Below are 24,737 nucleotides of genomic sequence, written 5' to 3' on the forward strand. Positions count from 1 at the left end.
TACTGGCTCGCCTTGTTTCCTCCGTCGCCGCTCCGCGATGCCGTCCCCCGTATTACGCGTCGACGGACTGGGGAAACGGTACGACTTGGGGCTGACGCACGCCGGGAGCCTGGCCGCCGTCGCCAGCCGTTGGACACGGCGTCTGCGCGGGCTTCCCCCGGAAGAAGGGTCCGTGCTCACGGGAACCCACGCGGCTGACGACCAGTCGAGTTCATTCTGGGCACTGAAAGACGTTTCGTTCGAGGTGGGAGCCGGCGAGGTGGTCGGCATTATCGGCCGCAACGGGGCGGGCAAGAGCACCCTGCTGAAGATCCTCAGCCGCGTCACGGCGCCCACGACCGGCTCGGTGGAGATCGACGGCCGCGTCGGCAGCTTGCTGGAGGTCGGGACCGGATTTCATCCGGAGCTGACCGGCCGTGAAAACGTTTATATGAACGCCACGTTGCTCGGGATGAGCAAACGTGAAGTTGACGCGAAGCTGGACGAGATCGTCGATTTTAGCGGCGTCGAGAGATTCCTCGACACGCCGGTCAAACGCTACAGCAGCGGCATGAAAGTGCGGTTGGGGTTCGCGGTCGCCGCGCATTTGGAGCCGGAGCTATTAATCATCGACGAAGTGCTTGCCGTCGGCGATGCGGAATTTCAAAGCCGGTGCCTGGGCCGGATGAAAACCGTTGCGGGCGAGGGTCGCACGGTGCTGTTCGTCAGCCACAACATGGCGGCCATTAGAACGCTCTGTCCCAGAAGTCTATGGATGGAGCAGGGACTGCTGCGCGCCTCCGGCGAGACTGCCGCCCTGATCACAGAATATATCGCACAAGATGCGGAGGTTCTCACCGCGGAGAGAGCGTTCGAGATCAACGAAGAAAAGGACGTACAATTGCTGTCCGCGGAGGCGGTCGCCCCGTCGGGGGAAAAGTCGGCGGGGCTGTTTGAATGTGACGACCCCCTCGCCGTGCGCCTGACTTTGTTGGTTCGTAGACCGGTTCCAAGGATGTACGGCTACTTGGAGTTCGTCAGCGATCGAGCCGGGACGGTTCTCGTCTCCGACAGCCACGACTGTCCCCCGAATCCCCTCGACGGACTCGCGCCCGGCGTCCACGTGGTCGACCTGAACGTCCCGCCCCGCACCTTGGGCGTGGGGGAGTATTCGGTCTATTTCAACCTCGCCAGTCCGGCTGCCGACGGATTCGACGTGGATTCGCCCGGCAATCTCATCCGAGTCCGGCTCACGGACCCGGCCACCAGGAGGGGCGACCGTCGCGGCGGTTGCCTCAGCACGCTCGTTAATTGGTCGGTCGCCCCCTCTCCGGCAACCGTCGCCCCCCCCATCTCAGCTTGATGCCCAACTCAGCCAATTCCGTTTCGACCGCTGCTCCGTCCGACGAGAAACTCTCTTGGGACGGGGCGAACATCCTGGTCACCGGGGGGACGGGTTCGTTCGGCAAGCAGTTCGTTCGCACCGTGCTGGATCGCTACCGGCCGAAGAAGCTGATCATCTTCAGCCGTGACGAACTGAAGCAGTTCGAGATGGCCCAGGTCTTTCGGCCGGAGGAGCACCCCGCCCTGCGATACTTTATCGGCGACGTGCGCGATCGCGAACGGCTGTATCGCGCCTTCGACGACGTCGACATCGTCGTTCACGCCGCCGCGATGAAGCAGGTGCCCACGGCGGAATATAACCCGATCGAGGCGATCCGTACGAACGTCGACGGCGCCGCCAACATTATCGACGCCGCCATCGACCGCGGCGTCAAACGGGTCATCGCCCTGTCCACGGACAAGGCCGTCAACCCGGTCAACTTATACGGCGCCACCAAGCTGTGCAGCGACAAATTATTCGTCGCAGGCAACCACTATGCCGGGCCGAAACGCACGCGGTTCAGCCTCGTTCGCTACGGTAACGTCGTCGGCAGTCGCGGGAGCGTCATCCCGCTCTTTAAGCGACTGCGGGAGACCGGCCGCCTGCCGATCACCGACGATCGGATGACCCGATTCTGGATCACGCTGGAACAAGGCGTCGACCTGGTTCTGAACGCCCTGCAACGGATGGGCGGCGGAGAAATCTATGTTCCCAAGATCCCCAGCATGACCGTCGTGGACCTCGCCAAAGCGATCGGTCCGGACTGCGAGCTGGACGTGATCGGCGTGCGGCCCGGCGAGAAGCTGCATGAGGTGATGATCACCGAGGACGACGCCCGCAATACCCTCGAATACGACGACCACTACACGATTCTTCCCGAATCTCTCCGCCAGAGCCGCGGCGAGTCCGAAACCGGCGGGAAGCCCTGTGCGGATGATTTCCGCTACAGCAGCGAGACGAACGACCGTTGGCTGACCGCCGAGCAGTTGCGGGAGATCGTCGATGCGGCCTGATCCGCAGACCTCCCCGCGGCCCGAGTCGTCCCCCCTGCCCTACGGCCGTCAGTCCGTGGACGAGGCGGACGTCGCGGCGGTGGTGGAATGCCTGCGCGCCGATCGGCTCACGCAGGGACCGCAGGTCGAACGATTCGAGGCGGCGTTGTGCGAAGCCAGCGGGGCGAAGCACGCCGTCGCCGTCGCCAGCGGCACCGCGGCGCTGCACCTGGCCAGTCTCGCGACGGGGGTGAAGCCGGGCGACGTCGGCGTGACGTCCGCGATCACCTTCGTGGCCAGCGCCAACTGCATCGCCTACTGCGGCGGGACGCCTCACTTCGCGGACGTCGATCCGCGGACCGGCCTCATCGACGTCGCTTCGCTGTCCGAGGCGGTCGATCGGCTCGCCGCGAGCGGAACGCCGCCCAAGGCGCTGGTCCCCGTGGACTTCGCCGGCCAGCCCGCGGACCTGCCCGGCGTGCGAGCCGTCGCGGAGCGCGTCGGCGCCGCGGTGATCGCGGACGGCGCCCATTCGCTCGGCGCCGCCTATCGACTGCCTGACGGAACCCTCCGCCGCGCGGGCGAGGGAGCGCTGGCGGATGCGACCTGCTTCAGCTTTCACCCCGTCAAACCGGTCACCACCGGCGAGGGCGGCGCGGTCGTGACGAATGACGAAGGCCTCGCCGAAGCCGTCCGCGAACTGCGGACGCACGGCATCCACCGCGACGCGGCTCGCCTCACCCGGCCTGACGAGGGGCCGTGGTACTATGAGCAAGCCGGCCTCGGCTATCACTACCGCGTGACCGATTTGCAGTGCGCGTTGGGTCGATCGCAGCTTCGGAAATTGGACGCGTTTCTGACCCGCCGCAACGCGGTCGCGGAGCAGTACCGCACCGCCTTGGAGGGGGCGCCGTTCCTCGGTCGCCTCGAACCGCTGACGGTGCGAACCGAGACGGTCCGGCACGGCTATCACCTGTTCGTCGTGCGCCTCATCCCGCGAGACGGGGAAACGGAAGAGGCCGTCGCCGACCGTCGGCGGGGGCTGTTCGAAGCGCTGCATCGCCGCGGCGTCCTCGTGCAGGTGCATTACATCCCCGTGCCGATGCAGCCGTTCTACGGCGGGGACGTCTCCGCGTTTCCGGGGGCGAGAGCCTACTACGCCGGCTGCGTGAGCCTGCCGATCTTCCCCGGCCTCGGCGACGGGGAGGTGCGTCGAGTGATCGACGTATTGTCCGAATGCTTGGATGAAGACGCCGCCGCCGATTCCGCGGAGAGCCGATGAGCACGGACCGCCCCAAGGTCGTCGCGATCATTCAGGCGCGCCTGTCCAGCACGCGTTTGCCCGGCAAGGTGCTGAAGGAGCTCGCCGGCGAACCGATGCTACATTGGGTCGTTGAGCGGGTCCGAGCTGCGCATCACGCCGGCCGGCCGATTATCGACGAAACGATCGTGGCGACCTCCGACGACGCTTCCGACGACGCCCTCGCCCAATGGTGCGATCAGCGGGGCGTTCGCTGCGAACGCGGTTCGCTGCAAGACGTGCTCGCCCGCTACCACGGGGCCGCTGCTGCGGCCGACGCCGACGTCGTCGTCCGGATTACCAGTGACTGCCCGCTGGTCGACCCCGGCGTGACGGGCGAGGTCGTCGCGGCGTATCTGTCCGCGGACCCGCCCGTCGCGTACGCCTCGAACATCGTCCCGACTCGCAGCTACCCGCGGGGGCTGGATACGGAGGTCTTCTCGATGGCGTCTCTGGAGATCGCCCATCAGGAAGACGACGATCCCGCGAAACGGGAGCATGTCACGCAATTTCTCTGCCGACAGCCGGAGCGGTTCCCGCGCACCTGCGTCGTTGGTTCGGAGGACCACTCCGCCCACCGCTGGACGGTCGATACGCCTGAGGATTTTGAACTCATCCAGCGGATCTACACGCATTTCGCCGCCGCGGACGGCGCCGGGCCGAGGGACTTCGACTGGCGGGACGTGCTCGCCCTGCTGGCCGATCACCCCGAATGGTCGGCGCTGAACCGGCACATCGAGCAGAAGAAGGTGGCATGACGGAGGGCGCCCCGACCGCCGCCGTCCCCCGATCCGGAGACCAGCTGGGCCGGCTGACGCTCCGCGCCGACGCCACCGCGCGTTCGGGGACCGGTCATGTGATGCGATGCCTGGCGATCGCGGAGGCGTGGCAATCCGCGGGCGGAACGGCGACGTTCGTCGCGGCGGAGATCGGCGACGGCTTGGCGACATTGGTACGCGACCGCGGATTCGAGGTGGAACGGATCGCCGCTCCCCCGGGGTCCCCGGCCGACGCCGACCTCTCCGCCGGCCACGCCGCGAGTGCCGCCGGCTGGCTGGCGCTCGACGGCTATCACTTCGACGCCGCCTATAAACGCCGGGTGGGGCGGGCCGTCCCGCTGCTGCTGATCGACGACTTCGCCGCCGACGGCTACGAGGCGGCCCGGCTCGTGCTGAACCAAACGCTACACGCCACCCCCGAGGCCTATCCAGACGCTCCGCCCGAATCGCTCCTGTTAGGCCCGACGTACACAGTTCTACGGAAGGAGTTCCGGTCGTTCCTCGATCATGTCCCCCCAGGGTCGGGGCCTGTCGTGCGTCTGTTGGTGACTCTCGGCGGCTCCGACCCAGACAACGCCGCCGGCGCGGTTCTGTGCGCGCTACTGCAACTCGCCAGAATTACCACGCTTCCCGCGGTGACGCTTATCATCGGAGCGATGAGTCCGCATGCCGACCTCGTGCGATCGAAAGCAGCCGAGTTGACTGCATCGACCGGGGGGCTCACCGTCACGGTAAAGACCGCGGTCGCGGATATGGCCGCCGAGATCGCGGCCGCAGATCTCGCAGTGACGGCGGGCGGGCTAACGTTGCAGGAGCTGGCATTTCTAGGCGTCCCGGCGGTGGTGATTCGCACCGCAGAAAATCAGGCCAAGGGCGTGGCGGCGGCGGAGCGAAGCGGATTCGTCGTCGACCTCGGCCGGTTCCCGGGCCTGACGGTAGACGACTTGGCCGCTGGGTTGCACGAACTGATCGCCGACCCGGATCGACGAAAAGCAATGAGCGAAGCTGGCCGAAGAGTTGTGGACGGCCATGGCGCGGGCCGTTTGGTTGCGGCCCTCCGCCCCTAGCCCGCCGGTCAAATGGTCGATCCGGCGCCTCCCGGGAGTTCGCCTGCCGAGAGGCATTGACGGATTTCGCGAGGTTCAAACCGGAACGGTTCAGCCGGCATGGCGCCTCAATGTCCGGAATGCGCTTTAAAGTTCGCGAAAGCTTCCTGTCAGTTGCGTCGATCGACTCCATACGCTTCGAGTACGGACACAGGAGTGTCCCAGCCTTGCGTCAACAAGTAGTCGAGCCTTCGACGGTCCACGGTGCGGTGATAGGACCCGCCGCTCGGTTGTCGCCTCCGCGACGCCGTCCCCCGGCGAACGGCATGCCAGTTCTCTTTAAAAAGTTCCATCAGCGTGCGCTGCAGTTTTCCATAGGAACTGGAGAGCGTTTCACGCTCGGAATCGAAGTGCAGCTCCCTCTGCGCGATGATGTCCCCCGTATCCAGCCCCTCGTCCATATAATGCAGGGTGACGCCCTTCGGCGTCCCGTCGACGAAACTCCAGAAGTTCGAGTCTGCGCCGCGATTCCAGGGCAGCAGCGAAGCGTGAAGATTCACCGCTCGACTCGGAAACTCCTCCAATACTTCACGTCGAACGATATGGCGATAGCGATAGCTCACGAGAAAATCAAAGCGACCTTCGACGACGTCGCTTTTTGAAATCCGCTGCTCGGTTTGAACGACTCGTGCTCCCTCCTCCCTTAGCCAAGGAATCAAAGGACAGTCGCTGAGTCCCGCGAATAGTACCGAAGCCCCAATAGCACGAGATGGATCGGCCGTATTCATTGCGTGTAGTCGGTCAGACGGTGCACGTGTTCGACTCCCAGCCCCAGACGTGCTCTAATGCCGCCTGGACGACCGAGGGAACGACTCGGCACAGGGTAACCAAAGCCATACCAGACATGACATGCCTGCGTCGACGGATCTGAAAATGGAGACGGCCTCGAGACCAGTTGAGAAGTTCGAAATCGCCGGCCGCTCGGTCGGTCCGGGCCGGCCGGCGTACCTCATCGCGGAGATGTCCGCGAACCACGGGGGGCGGTACGAGGACGCCGTCGCAATTATTCATGCGGCGAAGGAGAGCGGCGCGGATGCGATCAAACTCCAGACCTACACCGCAGACACGATCACGCTGGACGTGGACGCTCCGGAGTTCCTAGCCGCCGGAGCGTTGTGGCGGGGCCGGAAGCTGCACTCTTTGTATCAGGAAGCATATACGCCCTGGGATTGGCAGCCGAAGCTGGCGGAAGTCGCGGCGGAGGTCGGAATCGATTGGTTCTCCAGCCCGTTCGATCCGACGGCGGTCGATTTCCTGGAGGAGATCGACTGCCCTGTTTATAAAATTGCCTCGTTTGAACTGGTCGATCTGCCGCTGATTCGGAAAGCCGCGGCGACCGGGAAGCCGTTGATCATGTCGACGGGCATGGCCTCGCTGTCCGAGATCGACGCGGCCGTCGACGCGGCTCGGTCAGCCGGGGCGGCGGGCGCGGCGCTGTTGAAGTGCACCAGCGCCTATCCCGCTTCGCCGGCGGAGGCGAACCTCCGCACGATCCCGCACCTCGCGGCGGCGTTCGGGGTCCCGGCAGGGCTCAGCGATCATACGCTGGGGACCGCGGTGCCGGTGGCGGCGGTCGCCTTGGGGGCCACGGTGATCGAAAAACACTTCACCCTTTCCCGGGACACCCCCGGCCCGGACAGCGCCTTCAGCTTGGAACCAGCGGAGTTTCGGCAAATGGTCGATGCCGTCCGGGTGGCCGAAGCGGCGCTGGGAACGGTTCGCTACGGCGTCACGGACGACTCGAAGGCGAGCCGGCGAATGCGGCGATCGCTGTATGTGACGAAGGACGTCCGTCGAGGCGAACGGTTCACTGCCGAGAACGTCCGCTCCGTGCGACCCGGATTCGGACTGCCCCCGGAGTCCTTCGACGAGGCGGCGCTGCGCGTCGCCGCGACGGACGTGACCGCGGGGACGCCGCTCTCCTGGTCCCTGCTGGGCGCACGGGCCGATGCAACGGAAGGGACATGAACGTCGACGCCGACGCCGCCCCAATCGTCCCGATGGACGGTGCCGTGCATGCCACGCTCGACGGCTTCCTTTTAGAAAACCTGGATCGGATTTGCGCCGATCGTCCGTTGATCACCGACGCCTTGCATCAGCCGAATGATTTTTACGGACAGGCACCGACGCTCCGACGCTACGCCTCCCTCCCGGAGACCCCCCTGCCAATCGCATTGGAGCACGGCCTTCGATTCGACCAAGGAGCCTGGGAGAACGATCTCGAAGCGCCCCTGGCGGTGTTGGGGGTAGCCTCCGAGACTCGCGCCGCCACAGTTCGGCGTCTTCTGCCCCCCAAGAGTCGAAAACGTGTGGAGGCGATTGGATTCGGGTCGCTTTACGCCGCGGCGTTGGTGCGAGAGACGCTCGGCCCGGACCCGGCTCCCGCCGATCGCACCGGGGGCACTTTGGCGTTCCCCTCCCACTCGACGCATCACATCCGCGCTGTCCTCCCGGCAGAGCGGCTCGCAGAGGGATGGGCCAGCCTGCCGGCAGCGCTGCAACCGGTGGTGGTTTGCCTCTACTGGAAGGACGTCTTGCATGGGCAGGCGGCCCCCTACCGGGCGGCGGGGCTGCCGGTGGTCAGCGTCGGTCACATGTTCTCGCCGGAGTTCCTGCTTCGACTCCATGCGCTCTGCCGGCACTTCCGGTTCGCGACGGCGAACGGGATCGGCACCCACCTCTTCGCAGCGTCGGGAGCTGGATGCCGCTTTTTTTTCACCCCGAAGGTGCCGGAACGGTATAGCGCCCCCGCGGAACGCCTCTCTGACATGGGCAGCGCCGACAGGACGCACGATGTGGCCCGGGCGCTGTTCGGAGAGCGACCGCCGATCGGCCCGGACGCCGACGCGGGCCGTGACGCCGAACGGGCGGCGTTCGTCGGCGGGTATCTCGGCAAGTCCTCCTTCCGCACCCCGGAGGAGTTCCGCGACTTGGTCCGGCATGCCGAGCGACGCCGACGCTATCACGCGGCTTGCACGGCGACCTTTGGTTGGCCCCGTCGCCTGACCCGCGCGGCGAAGCGTTTCGCCGCGCGTCTGGGTCCAGTCCGAGGATGAAATCCCCCTGAGAGAGTCCGTCCTGCAGGTCGCACGCGGCGGGGACGCTCAGTCCGGCTCACCGTCGCCGGGGACCGAGGATCGATCGTCGCCGACGGGGAAGGCGGAGAGGGGGACCGTGACGCTGACGACCGTGCCGCGGCCGGGGGCGGTGGTCACGTCGACGGAGCCGTCGACATCGGCGAATCGCTCGGTGAGGCCGAACAGCCCGAGGCCGGTGGCCTGATTGCGGCGTTCCAGCATGTCGCCCGCTTCAAACCCCTCGCCTTCGTCCCGCACGGTCAGGCGGAGGCGGTCGGGGCCAGGGCTGTCGAGGTGAATCTCGGCCGTCTTCACGCGGGCGTACTTCACCACGTTCAGCAGCAGTTCACGGGCGGCTTCGAACATCAGCACCCGGACGTCCTGGGCGGGCGAACCGCAGCGCTCTTCGTCGGCGCGAATCTCGACGGTGAGGTCGTGCTTCTCCTCGTAGAAGTCGGCCAACCAATGGAGCGACGCCGGCAGACCGATCTCGTGGAGCATCTGCGGGGGGGAAAGCTCCGAAGTCAGCGAGCGGGTGGCCGTAAGGGCGCCGTCGATCAACCCGGTCAGCCGGTCCAAGATCTCGCCGACGTCTTGGTTCGCGGCCCCGCCGGCTTCCCGCGTCATCTCCCGGGCGATGTGCGCCTGCATGGTCGCGGCGACGAGTTCCTGCTGAAGGTTGTCGTGCAGGTGCCGGGCGAGTCGACGCCGCTCCGCCTGCTCCGCCTCGACGACCCGCGCGTGCAGGCGGCGGAGACGGTCGGAGCGTTGCTCCGCCTCCCGCGTCCGGGCCGCCAGTTGCTCGTTCAAGCGGTGGAGCTGGGCTGCCGCCGCGTGCTGCTCCGTCAGGTCGATCAGAGCGGTTTGATACGAGAACGTCCCCCCGTCCAGCGCCAGACCGATCAGCCGCACCGGCACCTCCCGGCCGTCGCGGGTGTGCAAGGTCACCTCTCCCTCGACGGCTTCCGTGTGGTTCCGGCAGCGCCGGAGAAAGCCGTGGAAAGCGGGGTGATCCTGCTCCCGAACGTGGTGGATAAACGGCAGGCCGGGCATCGCCGATCGACGGACGCCCAACAACCGCTCCGCGGCTTCGTTCAGGCAGCGAACGATTCCCTGCGGGGTGAGTTTGACCATCGCCACCGGGGCCAAATCATAGAGATCCTCATATTCCGAGAGGGCCCGCTCCAACGTCTCCCGGAGGTCGCAGTTCTCGCTCTCCAGCGTGCGCAGCTGCTCGGTCCGCAGGGCTAACTCGTCCGCGAGGGCGTTCTCTCCCGCAAACTCGGCGGCGCTGTACGGGCGGGTCGAGGATTGCAGCACGGGCATCGCGGGCAGCGTTCGGCCGGAGTCGGGACGCCCTTGGGAATGCGGGCGAAAAGGCAGGTGCGACGATCCGTCGCGCGTCTCCGGTGTAGCGTGCCGCAACCGGGAACGAAAGGGGGTGGATGCCGAGATCTACGCCTCGTCGTCCTTCGCCTCGGCGGCAGGCGTCGGGGCGTCGGACGGCGGGGTCGCGTCGGTGACGGCCAGCAGAATCAGGGGCTCGCGATGGCCGTCCCCGTCCAACCGGCGGGCGGTGAGCCGCATCGTCCGGCGACCGACGCCGTCGAATTCGCGGGAGAGTTCGTAGTCGTCGAACTCGGCGTTCTCGGGCAGAATGTCTTCCAGCAGCGTCCGCAGCGTGGGGACGTTCCACTGACCGTCGCCGAGTTCGTAGATGTGACGGCCGGCGGTCTCCTCGGCGGTCATGTCGAACGCCTGCCGGAAGGCCCGGTTCACCCGTTTGACGACCAGCTTCTCGTCCAGCACGACCAACGGTTGATCCGTGGTGTCGAGAATGGCCTCGGCGAAGTCGCGGGCGGCGGCGAGTTCCCGTTCGCGGGACCGCAGGGTCTCCACGTCGAGCAGGCTCAGCACCGCCCCGTCGACTCGCCGGTCGTCGTCCTGATACGCCCGAACCCGCAACACGTAGGTGTGGCCTTCGCGGTCGGTCACGTCGCGTTCCACCGGCTCCAACGTGTCGAGCACGCCGCGGATCAGACCCTCCAGATCCGGACAGTCGATCTTGGGTTTGATCTGACCGATGGACCGGCCCACGTCCCCGGGGATCAGGTTCAGCAAATCCCCGGCCAGCGGGGTGAACCGGCGGACGGCGAGATCGGCGCCGACCACCACGATCGCCAACTGCACGTTCGCCAGCAGGCTCGTGAGGTCCGTGTTCAGCCGGGAGAGTTCCCCGTTCCGTTCGTGCAGCTCGTCGTTGACGGTGTTGAGTTCCTCGTTGGTGCTTTGCAGCTCCTCCTTGGCGGTATCCAGTTCCTCGTTGGTGCTTTGCAACTCTTCGTTGCTGGAGAGCACCTCCTCGTTCGCGCTCTGCAACTCGTCGTTCGACGTCTCCAAATCACAGATGATCGACTGGAGATACTCCTGGTTGGCGAGCAGCTCCCGTTGAAGCTGCTCCAAGGCCTCGCCGCCTCCGTCGGCGTCCTGCACGGTCGCGGCATCGGGGGGCGAGGGTGCGGGCGGCGCATCGCGTCGTTCCCGAAACAGCACGAGGAGATGCCGCTTCTCCTGAGAGCCGAGCGGAATGACCTCCAGATCCACGGTGAGGGTGTGGGAGTCGAACCGCACCCGCAGCCCCTCGCGGCGCGTCGGGCGATCCTGCTCCCGGGCCTCCCGCGTCGCCCCGCGGAGCGCGTGCAGCAGCCCCTCGCGAGCCATCTTGAGCAGGTTCAGGTTCGGCTCGCCGGTCGCCGGCTCCAGAAAATGGCCGGTCCGACCGCGGAACTGGACGATGTTCAGATCCTCGTTCACCACCACCCCCGGGGGGGCGTATTTCTTGATGAGGGCTTTGTCCGCCAGCGACTGGACGCTTTCTTCGACCGCCCCCCGCCGCCGCAGTTCGCCCCCGGAATCGCGCGGCAGTCCGCCGCGGACGGGGAAATCGATCTCCGGCCGCATCGCCCGGGGCTTCTTCGTGAAGATCCGGTGCTTCTTATCCATCACGCCGAACAGGTCGCCGCGGGCTCCGACGCTCTCCGCGGAGCCGAGCATCAGGAAGCCGTCCGGCTTCAGGGCGTAGTGGAACACCCCCAGCAACCGGGACTGCAACGGCGGGCCGAGGTAGATCAGCACGTTGCGGCAGAGCACGAGATCCAGCCGGGAGAACGGCGGATCGCGGGTCAGATCCTGCCGCGCGAACACGCACACCTCCCGCACGCTGGAGCGGATCTTGTACCCCCCGTCGACGGCCTTGAAGAACTTCTCCAGCCGGCCCGGGGAGACCTCCGCTTCGATCCCCCGGCCGTAATGCCCGGCGCGGGCCTGTGCGACGGCCGTTTCGCTCACGTCGGTGCCGAAGATCTGAATCGGCGTGGTCCGACTGCCGTCCCCGAGGAACTCCAGCAGGGCGATGGCCACGGAGTACGCCTCTTCCCCCGTCGAACACCCCGCGATCCAGACGCGGAACGGGTCGTCCTTGCCGCGGCGCTCTTTGATCGCGGGGAACACGTCCCGCACGAGCGTTTCGAATGACTCCGGATCGCGGAAGAACCGGGTGACGTGAATCAACAGATCCCGGGCGAGATAAACGACTTCTTCCGGGCGTTCCTCCAGGCGGCTGACGTAGTCGGCGACCGTGTCGCAGCGATGCATTAGCATGCGTCGCTGGAGGCGACGGCGGATCGTGGCCCGTTTGTAGTGGGAATAGTCGACCCCGCCGGCCTTGCGGAGCAGTTCGAAGATGCGCTCCAACTCGCCGTCGGCGACGGGGAGGCTCTTCTTCCCCGGCAGCAGCGGGGCATGGCCGTCGGCCCCGTCGCCCAGCTTGCCCAACGCCGCAGCCAGATCCGGGGGGGACAGCACCATGTGGACGGCGCCCCGGCGGATCACCCCCTCGGTCAGCCCCGTGTGTTCGCAGGAGTCGGGAGACTGCACCAGGATCAACCCGCCGGCGGTGTCGACCGCCTCGGCGCCGCCCGGCCCGTCGCCGTCGGCGCCGCTGAGGAAGACGGCAACGGACCGTTCGCCGCGGCTCTCCGCCAGCGACCGCATGAACACGTCGATCGTCGCCAGCGGACACTCCCGGGCCGGCCGCTTGTGCGTCCGCAGCACGTCGCCTTCCAGCGTCACGTGGCTGTCCGGCGGGTTCGTGTAGACCGTATGCGGCTCGATTTGCAGGCCGTCGGCGGCCTGCAGCACGGACATATCCGTCACCCGGGCCAGCACTGCCGGCAAGCTGCTGGCGTGGTCCGCGACCATGTGGACGAGGAACACGAACGCCGGCTTCGGACCGTCCGGCAGGTTCTGAAGCACCTCCAGAAACGCCTCCAGCCCGCCGGCGCTCGCCCCCACCCCGATCACGGGGACGCCGCCCTCTTTGGGGGCGTGCTGGGCTGACATTAGGATTTTAGGGCCGGTTGAGATCTGTGGATGAACCCGAAGATTCACGTCGTGGATGCTTACGCTACGCCGTCAGGGTGTCAATCGACATCGCTGCCCGGGGCGGGTCAGTTTGAGCAACGCGCGCTCGGCGCATCAGCCTTGAAACAGTGGGCGCAGCGTCCCGGACGCTTCAAGCGTCCGGGACGCATGAAGAGCCTGCGAACGGCCCTCGCCGCGGGAGCCTGCGGCGTTCTCGAAGACGCCCCACCCTTCGCGTCGTGAACGCTCATCGCCGGAACGCTTATGCGGGCGAATCGGCTCCGAAGTAGAGGAGAACCAAGCCGACCGCATAGGCGGCGAGCACGCCCGCCGAATCGACGCCGAGATTCAACACGGTCCGGTTCCGGCGCTCCAGCAAGCCCCACAGATAGATCGCCGTCAGCACGACGGACAAGCCGGCCGTCATCAGGGCGGCGTTATCCACCGCGTCCACGATCGGCCCGGCGGTATAAGTGAGATCGCTGGGGAGCAGCAGGGCGATCTCCAACGTGTTCGTGCCGAAGATATTCGCGATCGCCATCGTATAATTCCCCGCACGGACGGCGCCGGCCGTCGTGCTGATTTCAGGCAGCGACGTGGTCAGCGCCACGAGCGTCGCCCCGACGAACCCGCCGCTCAGGCCGGTTTGCGCGGACAGGGCGTCGGAGGCGGAGGCTACGACCCAGCCGCCTACCAACACCAATGCCGCCGCGAGCGAAAACTGCAGCCCGGCCGAGAACAACGGCGGTTCGGCGCCCTCTCCGGCCGAATCGCGTTCGGTCGAATCGCGTTCGGTCGAACCGCGTTCGGCCGAACCGTTCGCGGACGTCGCGGGGGGCGAGTCGGACTCGTCGTCGGGCAGCGAGCTTGGCGTCCAGACGTCGCGTTTGGCGTAGCGGTTCATAAAATAGAGGGACGCGACGTATAAACCGCCCAATAAAAACGGCCAGGCGCCGACATGCCCCAGCACGGCCACGTCGCCGATCGCGACGGCGACAATGGACACGCCGACCTGCAGAATTAATAGCACGCCCCCCAACAGCAGGGTCGAATCGGGGGAGAAGTAGGTCAGGGCGCCTTTGACCAACCAGAAGTCGATAATCGCCAGCACCGCCAACTGCATCGCCACGCCGCCGAACAGGTTGTTGACCGCCAACGAGGCGTTGCCCAGCATCCCGGCGGAGACCGTGGTGGCGATCTCCGGCAGCGAGGTCGCCACGCCTAACAGCAACGCCCCGGCCAGCGCCTCGGACATCCCCGTCGCGGCGCCGATCCGATCGGCGTTTCGAGCCAGCCTCCCGCCGGCGAGCCAGACGACGACGCCCGCCCCCGCCAGCAGCAAGGCGTTGCCCCACAGGGGGAATTGCGTGAAGTCCATCGGTTGAGCGCCTGCTCGGGGGGGCGTCCCGGAGCGACATGCGGGGCCGGGACGATTGCGTCGGCCGATGATTCTGCCGACCGTCCATGGCCCGCCACAGGGGCGGCTCCGCACCGGGCCGTGGGGCGATCGACCGTCCGCTTCTCCTGGCGGGTTCCCCTTGCACGGCTGATACAAATCCCGATCGTCCCGAAAGGCCGATGCTCAACTTCGACCTCCCGCTGCCCGCCAACCTGGGGCTGTTCGCGGCGGCGGCGGCGGTGATCGGATTCGCCGGCGTGCGGGCCTCCAAATATGCGGACCGCATCGCCGATCGCACCGGGTTGGGCGAGGCGCTCACCGGGACGTTCCTGTTGGGGTTCCTGACGGCCCTGCCGGGGCTGACGGCCTCCGTGGTCGCGGCGCTGAACGGCCGGCCGACGTTGGCGATCGCCAATGCGATGGGCGGCATCGCGGCCCAAACGGCGGCCCTCGCCGTCGCCGACTTCGCTTATCGCAAGGCCAACCTGGAGCACGCGGCCGCCAGCCTCCCGAACATGATGCAGGCCGCCATGCTCTCGCTGCTGCTGACCTTGGTGTTGCTCGGCCTGACGGGGCCGGACGTGACCGTCGCCAATATTCACCCCGTCACCCTGCTGAGCTTCGCCGCCGCGGTCGGCGCCTTCCTGCTGGTGGTGCGCATCCGCCGCCATCCCATGTGGAAGCCGCGGCAGACCGAGGAAACCGTGCAGGATGAGCCGGAACCCGAGTACGAAGAGGCCAGCCTGCGGGGGTTGATCGTCAAGCTGGTCTTGACGGCAGGACTCACGGGGGCCTGCGGGGCCGTGGTCGCCGAGGCCGCGGGGAGCCTGGTGGAGCAAACCGGCGTCTCCGAGGCGGTCGTCGGGGGACTGCTGTTAGCCCTGGCGACCTCGCTGCCGGAACTGGTCACCAGCGTCGCCGCCGTCCGTCGGGGCGCCGTGACGCTGGCCGTCAGCGACATCGTCGGCGGGAACTTCTTCGACGTGTTGTTCGTCGCCGCCGCCGATCTCGCGTTCCTGCAGGGGTCGATCTACCACGGCGCCGGCGTCGGTCCGCGGGAAGCCTTCATGACGGGGTTGGCGATCCTGCTGAACCTCATCCTCCTGGCCGGGATGATCGCTCGGCAACGAGAAGGGCCGGCGAACATCGGCTTGGAAAGCGCCGCGATGCTGCTCTGTTACGGCGGCGGCTTCCTGACGCTCGCCCTCTGGATGTAACCGCAGCCGGCCGCATCACTCGTCCGACGACGTGTCGGGCGACCCGTCGGGCGACTCCGCGGCGTAGTAGGCGGCCACGTCAGCCATCTGCTCCTCCGAGAGATTTTCGGCGACTTCGTGCATGAGGTTCGCCCGGGGGGAGCCGTCACGGGCGCCGCGGGCGAAGAGTTCCAACTGAGTGCGGAGATACTCCTCCGGCTGCCCGGCCAACAGTGGATAGGCCTCGTTTTCGATCGCCTCGCCCGGCCCGTGACAGTCGACGCAGGAGGGCACCTTTCGCCGGGGCGCCCCGTCCCGTGCGATGCGTTCCCCGCGGGCGACGGCCTCCGGGGACAGAGCCTCGGGATCGGTTAGGAGGCCGCGGGGCGTTTGGGCCGTGAAGTACGCGGCGAGAGCGTCGATTTCCTCGGCGGTCAGTTCGGCGGCGATCGGTTCCATGATCCCGCTGGTTCGTCCGCCGGAGACGTACGCCCGCAGCGCCTCGGCGAGATAAACCTCGTGCTGTCCGGCGAGCCGCGGAAACGCTCCGACCCCGCGACTATTGCCGTCGGCGCCATGACAGCGAACGCACGTTTGCACGTGCGCCCGCACGACGCCGGCCGCCTCCAATGCGGCGCGCCCCTGCCCCGGCGCCGCGTCGCCCCAGACGAGAGTGCCGTATTCCTCTTCCGAGAGGCTCGGGTAACGCTTCAGAAAGGCGACCATCGCCCAGACTTCGTCATCGCGGTCCTCCGCCGGCCAGGCGGGCATCCCGGCGAGTTTAATGCCGTGTTTGACGATCACGAACAACTCCTCCGGCTCCCATTGATCGAGCGTCTCCGGCAGATAGGGCGGTTGCGGGAGCATCGCCTGAGCGACCCGCGGATGGGGCGTGGTCGGGTTGCCGTGGCAGGGATAGCAGCCGGTTTGATAGTGCCCCGCCCCGCGGAGGATCTCCCGCGGATCGTCGAGCGTGTCCGGGACGGTGACGTCCAGGCTGTCGGTCGAGACCGACCGGGCCATGGAGAAGCTGAGGAACCAGCGAGTGATCGCCCAATGCCCGCTGCTGGCTCGCACCGGGACGATCCCCGACACGACCAGCAGGCCCCCGAGCAGGGCCAGCCCCGCGGCCGTGATCCCGAGCGGCTTCAGGAAGCGTTTGAGGGATTCGGACATGGCGAAGGTCGGCGGAGCAAATGGGGGTCGCGGGCAGGAGCGGATGAAGACGGGCCGGCGGGTGATTGAACGGACCGGCGGGCTAACCGTCCGGCTCCGGCGGGGTTTTGAGCAGGTCGGCCGACAGCGCCAGACCGCCCGTGAGGTAAGCGGCCCCGCCGATCACCAACATGACCGCTCCCCCGAGGTGTTGATCCTGCAACGCCGTCAGGCGCCCCCAGCCGAACAGGACGAATCCGTCGTGATGGGGATAAACCGCTCGCGGGGCGAGAGCCAGCAGCGCCCCCAGCAACGTCATGTGCATGGAGGTGAGCAGCAACCCGATCACCCCGGCGGCGCTCCGCCCCCGATCGCGCACGCCGCGATCGGTTCGTCCGCCGAACGCCGACAGCCAGACCCACAGCCCCGACAGCAGGAACGTCCCCTGTTCGGCGACGAGGCCCCAAGTCGCGGTCCGGGCGAGGTGATGCGGCGCCGGAGCGTGCCACGCCCACACGATCAGCAGTTCCGCCACCGACGCCGGGATCACGGCGAACAGCCACGGCGCCGCAGGCGCCGGGTCCAGCCGCGTGCCGGCGACGCCCAGCGCGAGCAACGGCGCGGCGATCGCGACGTTCAACATATGCATCGCCATGTGGGCCGTGAACGCCCCTTCCGCGGCCCGCGGGAGCGGCCCGATCCAGGCCACGCCGAGGGCGCACAGCCCCCCGGCGATCAGCAGCGGAGATCGGATCGCGGAGGCGTTCAATCGCAGACCCCCGCCAACACGAACACCGCGGCCGTGAACAGCGTCGCGACCGCCGACAGCCCGGACAGCAGCGCCGTGGCGAAGCCGAGGAACCGGTGCCGGTCGATCGGCGCGTCGAAATCGTGCGGCGTCGTCCCCGCCCCGATCTGATGTCGCCGCCACCCGCCCCAGCCCGTCCAAGCGATCGCCGCGAGGGCCGCCGCCGTCATCACCGCGACGTAAATCTGCAGCCTGCCGAGCGTCCCGAACTTCGCACACCAGATCGCCGCCGGGATATAACAAGCCAATAGATGTAGTGCCCACACCGTCGGGGAGAATGCCAGCAGCCAGAGCAGCCCCGCCCGCTCCGGTAGCTCAGGCGAAGCGTCGCCCTCCGGCGAATCGGGCCGCGGCGGGTCGGGTCGCGGCGGATCGTGACGGGCGTCATTCATGGCAGCGTTCCTGCCAAAAGTGGGAAACCGGCCAGCGTCGCCGTCGTAATGGCGACCGTCAGGGCGAGGAAGTGCCAATACAGCGTGACGTTGCACAGGTCGGCGTCATATCGGGCCGTCATACGACCGGCCAGCCGCCGAGCGACGCAGTAAAGTTGCATAATCACGCCCGTGAGAACGTGCAGGACGGTCCAGCCGGCGAGAACCCAGACGATCGCGGGGTAGACGTGCTCCGTGGGATCCAATCCCGCCCGCCAAGGCGCCGCCGTCAGCGCCGCGGCCCCGCCGAGGGCGAGCGACACGGCCGCCCCCGCAGCAATATAAAAGGCCGCCGCCCGGTCCTGTCGATTCCAGCGTCGGGCGAGGAGCGTCGCTCCCCAAGCGGCGATCGACGCTCCGCCGCCGATCAACAGCAGCAGACGATCCGGATCGGCGAGGCCCGCGGGGGGGAACTCGGGGTGCACGGTCCAATAAAAGAGATAGCCGAACACCAGCGAGATAAACGCCGTCATATCGCCGATCATCGTGATCGTCATCGCCCACCAACCGACCGCCTGCGGACCGGACAGATAAATCGGCAGCGTCAGACCCAAGCCCACGTCCTTCGACTCTTTTTCCGGAATCCGAGCGGCGCCGGTCCACAGCCAAACCAGAATCGTGCCCAGTCCCAGCAGCCCGCTGCCGCCGGCCCACCACCACCAGTGATAAGTTGCGAAGATAAACAGCCCGCCGGTGAACAGAGCCGCCAGCGCCGGCAGGAACGACGGCCCGGGGACGCGGAGGCATTGTTGCGGTTGAGCGTCGATGACGGAGGTCACCAGCGTTTCCCGCAGTTCTTCTTTCGCATCCGGCACATAAAACCGCCCTTCGTCGACGTCGCGGACGAAGTTCGGCTGATCCCAGAGCGGGTAGCGGCTGTCGATCTCGGGGATCGAACGCACTCCCCAGGGCCGATCCGGGATCTCCGCCAGCCATTCCAGCGTGCCGGCGTTCCACAGGTTCCGCGGGACGGTCGGCTCTTTGCCCTTGGGCCGCAGCACGTCCCAAACGAACACCAGAAAGCCGGCCGCCAGCAAAAATGCGCCGCAGGAGGAGATCAGGTTCAGCGTGTCCACCCCCAACCCCGCGGGATAGGTATAAACCCGGCGCGGCATGCCCCGCAGCCCGCTCCAGTGCATCGGCAGGAACGTGACGTTGAACCCGATCAGGAGCAGCCAGAAGGCGATTCGACCCAGCCGTTCCGAGAGTCGTTTGCCGCCGCTCGCCAGCGGATAAAAATAATAGAACCCGCCGACGATCGGGAAGATCGTCCCGCCGACCAACACATAATGCAGGTGTCCGACGACGAAATAGGTGTCGTGCGCCTGAAAGTCAAAAGGGGCGACCGCGACCATCACCCCCGTCAATCCGCCGGCCACGAACGTCACCAGGCTGGCCAGGATAAACAGCATCGCCGCCGACCGGCCCGCCGCTTTGCCGACTAACAGAGTGGCCAGGAAACAAAAGAGCTGCACCCCGGTCGGAATCGCGACCGCCATCGAGGCCGCGGAGAAAATCCCGATCGACACCCCCGGCAAGCCAATCGTGAACATGTGGTGCACCCACAGGCCGAAGCTGAGGAACCCCGTCCCCACCGCGGCCAGCACCACCCAGCTGTAACCGACGATCGGCGTGCGGGCGAACGTCGGCACGATCATCGCCATCAACGCCACCGACGGCAGAAACACGATATAAACTTCCGGGTGACCGAAGATCCAAAACAGGTGTTGCCATAAGACAGGATCCCCGCCGCGGGCCGGATCGAAGAACGGCCAATCGAACGCCCGTTCCATCTCTAACAAGATATCCCCCGCGATCAGCGGCGGAAATGCGAACAAAATCATCGCCCCCACCACTAGAATGTACCAGCTGTAAAGCGGCATCAGATTCACCCGCATCCCCGGCGGCCGGCACTTCAACGCTCCCACGATCAACTCCACCGCCGCGGCGATCGAGGCGATCTCGATGAACGACAGCCCCAGCAGCCAGATGTCCGCCCCGACGCCCGGTTGATAGTCCGTCGTCATCGGCGGATACATAAACCATCCGCCCTTGGGCGCGGCGTCGAAGAAAATCGACCCGCACACGAACGTCCCGCCGATCAGATAACACCAGAACCCGAACGCCGACAGCCGTGGAAACGGAAGGTCGCGGGCCCCCAGCATCTGGGGCAAGATCAAAATCGAGAACGCTTCGAAAATCGGCACGGCGAACAGAAACATCATCACCGAGCCGTGCAGGGTGAAGACTTGGTTATATCGATCCGCCGAGAGGAAATCGTTCTCCGGAAAGGCCAGCTGTACGCGCATCAACAGCGCCAACACGCCGCCGAACAGAAAGAAAGCGAACGCCGCGAGCGTGTACCACAGCCCGACTTCGGAGTTATTCACCGCGGACCAATACCGCCACCCCTTCGGCGTTCGCCAAGCGTTCATCAAACGCCGTTCCTGCCCTTCCCGAACCTCCTTCGGCGGCGCCTCCGGCAAGGGATCGACGTCGCCAGGACGCTCGCGTTCGGGCCGCACGCGGTGCCGCTCCGGCAAGCCGCCGGCTTCGCGGTTCGGATCGCCGTCGCGTTCCTCCGGGATCGGGCCGGGTCCGTGGCTGTCGGGTCCGTCGCTCACTTCAGGCCTTTCAGGTAGACCGCAATCGCTCGCAGTTCCTCTTCGGAAAGATGATCGAAGGCGGGCATGTCCACGTCCGGCTTCAATTCGTCGACGTCCCGGATCCAACGCCTCAGGGCCTCCACGTCGTTGGGCAACATGCCCGCGCCGATCGTGCGGCGGCCGCCGAGATGGGTGAGGTCCGGCCCGACGCCGCCGTCCGCGGCGGTCCCGCGAACCGCATGACAGGCTCCGCAGCCGGATTGAAGAAACAACCGGGCGCCGGCCGCGCCCAACTCCGTCTCCGGCTCCACGGCGGGCGCCCGCTGGGCGGCGAGCCAGGCGTCGAACTCCTGCCGCGGCAGCGTTTGCACGTCGAAGTTCATCAGCGCGTGCGACGCCCCGCAGTACTCGGCGCAGGCGCCCCGAAACGTCCCCGCGCGATCGGCCGTCAGCGCCAGCCGGTTCTCCCGGCCCGGGATCATGTCCATCTTCCCCCCGAGCGCGGGGATCCAGAAGGAGTGAATCACGTCGTCGCTGCGGAGCAGGAACTGCACCGGTTCGTCGACCGGCAGGCGGATCTCGTTTGCGGTCTCCACGGGTCCGTCCGGCGTGAGATAACGGACCCGCCACCACCAACGAACGCCGTCGACCTCGACCGTCAGACTGCCCGGCGGGGCGTCGCGGACCAGCGGAGGGATCAACTGCAATCCATAGATCAGCAGCACGGTGAGGATGACGGTCGGCGCCACGACCCCGCCGCCGATGACCCACCACCGCGTCGCCGTTGGTTCGTGCTGCGGCCGCTCGATGACGATGGCGTACAGGGCCAGCCCCGCCACGGCCAGCCAGATCAGAACGCCGCCGCCCAGCATCCACCAGAACAGCGAGAGCACCCCCGCCGCCGCGGGACCGGCCGGATCGAGCGCCGACTGCGTCCCACGGCAACCGATCATCCCGACTGCCGACAGCAGTCCGACGGCCCCCGCCATAGCGCCGAGCCGCGTCGCCGGGGGACGCACCTGTCCGGGTCGGTCGGTCATGGGAAGACGATCGGCGGAGGAGGAACGATCGGCGGAGTCGAGACCGCGGGCGTGGGCGCCTGGACCGTCCGTCAGTGTCGCGGTCGCGTCAACTGGCGGGGGCGTTTGACTGGGAATCAAGGCTTTTCCCCACCGCACGGCGGGGGCGCCGCCCTCGACGGGCTGAAAGCGCAGCGGCAGGCTGGTGAGCCGTATCGGGGCAGTATCGCGTCTATCGAGCCCCCCCTTCATCCCCCGTCGATGCGGCCCCCCCAGCGACGCGGAGCGTTCTTGGAAAACTTCATCACCGACACGCTCCGGTCGTGGGGCTATCTGGGCGCCGCTGCGTTGATGTTCCTGGAGAACGTTTTTCCACCGATCCCTTCGGAGGTGGTGATGCCCGGCGCCGGAGCGGCGGCGAAATCGGGCGAACATTCGCTGGCCGTCATGATTCTCGCCGGCTCCGTCGGCTCGATCCTCGGGCAGTTGGCGTGGTACGGCGTCGCTCGGCGCGTCGGCACAGAGCGGTTCCGCCGCTGGATCGAGCAACACGGACACTGGTTGGGAACCTCGCCGGACGAGGTCGAGCGAGCCGACCGCTGGTTCGATCGCTACGGCCTGTGGGCCGTGACGATCGGGCGCCTCGTTCCGGGCGTGCGGACGTTGATCAGCGTGCCCGCCGGTCTGTCCGAGATGGGGCTGACGAAGTTCCTGATCGGCACGTCCATCGGCACGACGATTTGGACCGCCCTGCTGGCCGGCGTCGGCTACTGGCTCGCCGGTCAACAGGACTCGATCACGAGCGTGCTCAACTACATCGGCATGGCGGTCGTCGGCACCTTGCTGGCGGCGTTCCTATGGCGCGTCGTCAGTCGTCATCGGCAACTCAAACAGGAACAAGCCAGCCGCTGACTCGTCCCCCCCTCCGAACCGGGCGGACGGGGCGCTTCGCTTCTGCGAATTGCCCGACTCCTGCCGCACCGAGATACGGCCGGTCGATTAACGAAGCGAGCTTGCTCGAGTTTTTCACGGGGTGGTGAAGAGATCCCCCTCCAGCACGCCCTGTCTGCCGATGTCGTGCGGCTAGGCAGTGCGGACGAACACGGAGGAGCTATCCCGTCGGCAGGAGAGCGAGGCGATCGACGGGCTGAAGGAGCGGACTGGCGGCTGAATTTCCCGCAATTGAATAAATTCCGCCCCGTCCGGGACCGGACGGGGCGGGATCATTCTTTTTGGCGCCGGACGCAACGGACCGCATCGGCGGCGCCGACGCTGGTTCGGTTCAGGTCAGTGAAACCCGATGACGGCGTATCCGTCGGCCTGCAGACCGATGTTGACCGTCGCGGCGGACACGGCCACCGTGACCACGTCGGCGACCTCGGTCGTCGCGATGCCGAGGTGCGACAGATTCTGGCCGCAGACGTAGATCTCCACGCCGGCCTTCTTGAGCTGCCGCAGCAGGTCGAGGTGCGGGTTCTCCACCACGCCCTTGTCCCTCATATACGGCTTCGCCCGGGCGGCGGTCGCCTCGTCGGACAGGGCCGCCGTGACCGCCGGGCCGTGCAGGACGATCGCCATCTTCATGCCCTGCTCGGGACCGACGCCGGCGTGGGCGTATTGGTTGAGAATGAGGGCGGCCCGATCGAGACCCTTCAGCACGCTGCCGGACGTCTGGTCGGAAGTGATGTCGATGAGCGCCTTGGCATTCCTGCGGGGCTGCAGGGCGGCGTCCGGCAGCGGGACGATCCCGCCGTGCCCTTCAATGACCGGGTGGAGGTAGGTTGGGTTGGCGGTGGGATCGTCGGTTGGAGCCGGTCCCGCGGCTGGGGCGGCGGCGAGAGCGACGGTGAGCAGGGCGGCGGAGAGCATGGCGTACGGCTTGGTTGGAGGTTTGGGACCGCCGCCGAATGCAGCGGCGAACGGGGGGAAGCGATCGGGGAATCAGCGGCCGGCGTCGGTCGCCGCAGCTCGGTGTTCGTTGAGAAATTCGAGCAGCCCCGCGGCGTCGACGAAGCCGGTGCGGGCGATTTCCTCGCCCTCGGCGTCCAGCAACAGCAGCGTCGGCAAATAGGCCACGTCATACGTCTCCGAGGCGGCGCGGGCGGCGGCGCCGGCGACGTTCTGTTTAACGGGGATCACGCCCTCGGCGAGGGCTTCCCGCACGGCCGGGTCCGGCCAGGTCTTCTCGTCCATCAGCTGACACGGCGGGCACCAGGCGGCCGCGAAATCCACCAGCACGGGCTCGCCGGAGCGGGCCGATTCCGCCAATGCCGCGGACAGGTCGGTCCGCCACGGCACCCGCGAGGGGGGCGCTGAGGCGGCGGAGTCGTAATCCGCTGAATCGATCGACGGCGCCGCGGGGGCCGTGACGCCCTGCTCGACTGCGGCAGCAGGCGACTGGGACGCGGACGAACTCGCCGACAGGGGATCGGACCAGCCGACGAACGCCGCGGCGGCGATCGCGGCGACGCCGAGCAACGCCACGGCGGCCCCGAGGCAGGGTCGGCAGCACGCGGAGGAGGGAGAACAGGCGGCGGACATGGGAGGGCTTTCAGAAGGCGGGATCAGGACGAACGAAAGAGGCGGGATCAAAAGCGGATGTAGGCGTAGCCTTGGTGCTGCAGGTCGATCAGCCGGGCGTACGCGGCTTGGGCGAGCTGCACGTCCGGGTGGATTTCGTTCTTCGCCCACCCCTCCCGCTGACGGCGGGCGTTGCACAACTCGACGGTGACGCCCTGCTCCGTGAGCTTCGAGATCAACGCCGTGTTTGGATTGGCGTCGCCCTCGAACCCGTATTTCCGCCACGCCTCGTCCGTTAGCAGATGGGCCGCGGCCTTGCCGTGATAGACGGCACGGATATCGAGTCGTTCGGCCGGCACGCCCTGCTTTGCGTAATAGTCGCGGAGCTTGCCGAGGTATAGCAGGCCCTTGCCGACCCCGTCCTTCCACTCGTCGTCGCTAATTTGATAGACGACTTTGATCGGACCGTCGTATTGCAGTCCGATGACCGGGCGGCCGTCGTCGCCGGCTTCGGCCAGGGCGGCGGGCGAGGCTGGGGCCGGCGACAGCAGGGCGGCGAGGGCC

General features: G+C 67.1%; 21 protein-coding genes. 9 read left to right on the forward strand and 12 right to left on the reverse strand.

Going from position 1 to position 24,737, the window contains the following annotated elements; translation table 11 throughout:
- Positions 1-37 precede the first annotated feature (37 nt).
- From LzC2_RS06985 to pseG, 5 genes are read left to right on the forward strand one after another with little or no spacing between them, the layout of a single operon-like run.
- Positions 38-1,342 (forward strand): ABC transporter ATP-binding protein, encoded by a 1,305-nt coding sequence (locus tag LzC2_RS06985; protein WP_171185193.1) that lies wholly within the window; start codon positions 38-40, stop codon positions 1,340-1,342.
- Positions 1,342-2,376 carry a UDP-N-acetylglucosamine 4,6-dehydratase (inverting) gene (gene pseB / locus LzC2_RS06990; RefSeq protein WP_171185200.1) on the forward strand — a complete coding sequence of 345 codons (1,035 nt, stop codon included), beginning with the start codon at positions 1,342-1,344 and terminating at the stop codon, positions 2,374-2,376. The genes LzC2_RS06985 and pseB overlap by 1 nt, the downstream gene beginning before the upstream one ends.
- Positions 2,366-3,637 (forward strand): UDP-4-amino-4,6-dideoxy-N-acetyl-beta-L-altrosamine transaminase, encoded by a 1,272-nt coding sequence (pseC, locus tag LzC2_RS06995; RefSeq protein ID WP_171185202.1) that lies wholly within the window; start codon positions 2,366-2,368, stop codon positions 3,635-3,637. Before pseB ends, pseC begins: the two co-directional genes overlap by 11 nt.
- Complete coding sequence (locus tag LzC2_RS07000; protein ID WP_171185204.1) at positions 3,634-4,413, forward strand: cytidylyltransferase domain-containing protein; 780 nt, start codon at positions 3,634-3,636, stop codon at positions 4,411-4,413. The genes pseC and LzC2_RS07000 overlap by 4 nt, the downstream gene beginning before the upstream one ends.
- On the forward strand, positions 4,410-5,501 hold the full coding sequence (gene pseG, locus LzC2_RS07005) for a UDP-2,4-diacetamido-2,4,6-trideoxy-beta-L-altropyranose hydrolase (protein ID WP_171185206.1): 1,092 nt from the start codon (positions 4,410-4,412) through the stop codon (positions 5,499-5,501). Before LzC2_RS07000 ends, pseG begins: the two co-directional genes overlap by 4 nt.
- A gap of 149 nt (positions 5,502-5,650) precedes the next feature.
- Here pseG and LzC2_RS07010 read toward each other — a convergent pair whose 3' ends face one another.
- On the reverse strand, positions 5,651-6,268 hold the full coding sequence (locus LzC2_RS07010; RefSeq protein ID WP_171185208.1) for a formyl transferase: 618 nt from the start codon (positions 6,266-6,268) through the stop codon (positions 5,651-5,653).
- A gap of 121 nt (positions 6,269-6,389) precedes the next feature.
- On the opposite strand from LzC2_RS07010, the gene pseI reads away from it, so the two are divergent.
- Positions 6,390-7,508, forward strand: coding sequence for a pseudaminic acid synthase (gene pseI, locus LzC2_RS07015; RefSeq protein WP_206678594.1), 1,119 nt, complete (start codon positions 6,390-6,392; stop codon positions 7,506-7,508).
- The gene (locus LzC2_RS07020) at positions 7,505-8,596 is read left to right on the forward strand and encodes a hypothetical protein (protein WP_171185210.1); all 1,092 of its coding nucleotides are present in this window, start codon (positions 7,505-7,507) and stop codon (positions 8,594-8,596) included. Before pseI ends, LzC2_RS07020 begins: the two co-directional genes overlap by 4 nt.
- Before the next feature lie 48 nt (positions 8,597-8,644).
- On the opposite strand, the gene LzC2_RS07025 is transcribed toward LzC2_RS07020, so the two are convergent.
- The 3 genes from LzC2_RS07025 to LzC2_RS07035 all read right to left on the reverse strand — a co-directional run bounded on the left by LzC2_RS07025 (position 8,645) and on the right by LzC2_RS07035 (position 14,417).
- Positions 8,645-9,943 (reverse strand): PAS domain-containing sensor histidine kinase, encoded by a 1,299-nt coding sequence (locus tag LzC2_RS07025; protein WP_171185212.1) that lies wholly within the window; start codon positions 9,941-9,943, stop codon positions 8,645-8,647.
- Between the two features lie 129 nt (positions 9,944-10,072).
- Entirely contained in the window at positions 10,073-13,018 is a 2,946-nt protein-coding gene (locus LzC2_RS07030; RefSeq protein WP_171185214.1) for a CheR family methyltransferase, read from the reverse strand.
- Between the two features lie 283 nt (positions 13,019-13,301).
- Entirely contained in the window at positions 13,302-14,417 is a 1,116-nt protein-coding gene (locus tag LzC2_RS07035) for a sodium:calcium antiporter (RefSeq protein ID WP_171185216.1), read from the reverse strand.
- 200 nt (positions 14,418-14,617) lie between these two features.
- On the opposite strand from LzC2_RS07035, the gene LzC2_RS07040 reads away from it, so the two are divergent.
- Positions 14,618-15,655, forward strand: coding sequence for a sodium:calcium antiporter (locus LzC2_RS07040; RefSeq protein WP_171185219.1), 1,038 nt, complete (start codon positions 14,618-14,620; stop codon positions 15,653-15,655).
- Positions 15,656-15,670: 15 nt separating this feature from the next.
- On the opposite strand, the gene LzC2_RS07045 is transcribed toward LzC2_RS07040, so the two are convergent.
- The 5 genes from LzC2_RS07045 to coxB form a co-directional block, all read right to left on the reverse strand.
- The gene (locus LzC2_RS07045) at positions 15,671-16,810 is read right to left on the reverse strand and encodes a c-type cytochrome (protein ID WP_171185222.1); all 1,140 of its coding nucleotides are present in this window, start codon (positions 16,808-16,810) and stop codon (positions 15,671-15,673) included.
- A gap of 82 nt (positions 16,811-16,892) precedes the next feature.
- Complete coding sequence (locus LzC2_RS07050; protein WP_246254832.1) at positions 16,893-17,558, reverse strand: cytochrome c oxidase assembly protein; 666 nt, start codon at positions 17,556-17,558, stop codon at positions 16,893-16,895.
- The gene (locus tag LzC2_RS07055; protein WP_206678595.1) at positions 17,555-17,989 is read right to left on the reverse strand and encodes a hypothetical protein; all 435 of its coding nucleotides are present in this window, start codon (positions 17,987-17,989) and stop codon (positions 17,555-17,557) included. Before LzC2_RS07055 ends, LzC2_RS07050 begins: the two co-directional genes overlap by 4 nt.
- Entirely contained in the window at positions 17,986-20,463 is a 2,478-nt protein-coding gene (ctaD, locus tag LzC2_RS07060) for a cytochrome c oxidase subunit I (protein WP_171185250.1), read from the reverse strand. Before ctaD ends, LzC2_RS07055 begins: the two co-directional genes overlap by 4 nt.
- A gap of 185 nt (positions 20,464-20,648) precedes the next feature.
- Positions 20,649-21,674 (reverse strand): cytochrome c oxidase subunit II, encoded by a 1,026-nt coding sequence (gene coxB, locus LzC2_RS07065; RefSeq protein WP_171185224.1) that lies wholly within the window; start codon positions 21,672-21,674, stop codon positions 20,649-20,651.
- Between the two features lie 240 nt (positions 21,675-21,914).
- Between coxB and LzC2_RS07070 the strand changes: the two genes are divergently transcribed.
- Complete coding sequence (locus LzC2_RS07070; protein ID WP_171185226.1) at positions 21,915-22,565, forward strand: DedA family protein; 651 nt, start codon at positions 21,915-21,917, stop codon at positions 22,563-22,565.
- 375 nt (positions 22,566-22,940) lie between these two features.
- Here LzC2_RS07070 and LzC2_RS07075 read toward each other — a convergent pair whose 3' ends face one another.
- From LzC2_RS07075 to LzC2_RS07085, 3 genes are all read right to left on the reverse strand, one after another.
- Positions 22,941-23,522, reverse strand: coding sequence for a DsrE family protein (locus LzC2_RS07075; RefSeq protein WP_171185228.1), 582 nt, complete (start codon positions 23,520-23,522; stop codon positions 22,941-22,943).
- A 72-nt stretch (positions 23,523-23,594) separates the two neighbouring features.
- Positions 23,595-24,194: a thioredoxin family protein gene (locus LzC2_RS07080; protein WP_171185231.1), complete on the reverse strand. Its 600-nt coding sequence runs from the start codon at positions 24,192-24,194 to the stop codon at positions 23,595-23,597.
- Between the two features lie 47 nt (positions 24,195-24,241).
- Positions 24,242-24,737 (reverse strand): DsrE family protein (locus tag LzC2_RS07085; protein WP_171185233.1); only part of this gene is annotated, 496 nt, incomplete at its 5' end.

Source organism: Alienimonas chondri, from assembly GCF_013036045.1.
Lineage (GTDB): Bacteria > Planctomycetota > Planctomycetia > Planctomycetales > Planctomycetaceae > Alienimonas > Alienimonas chondri.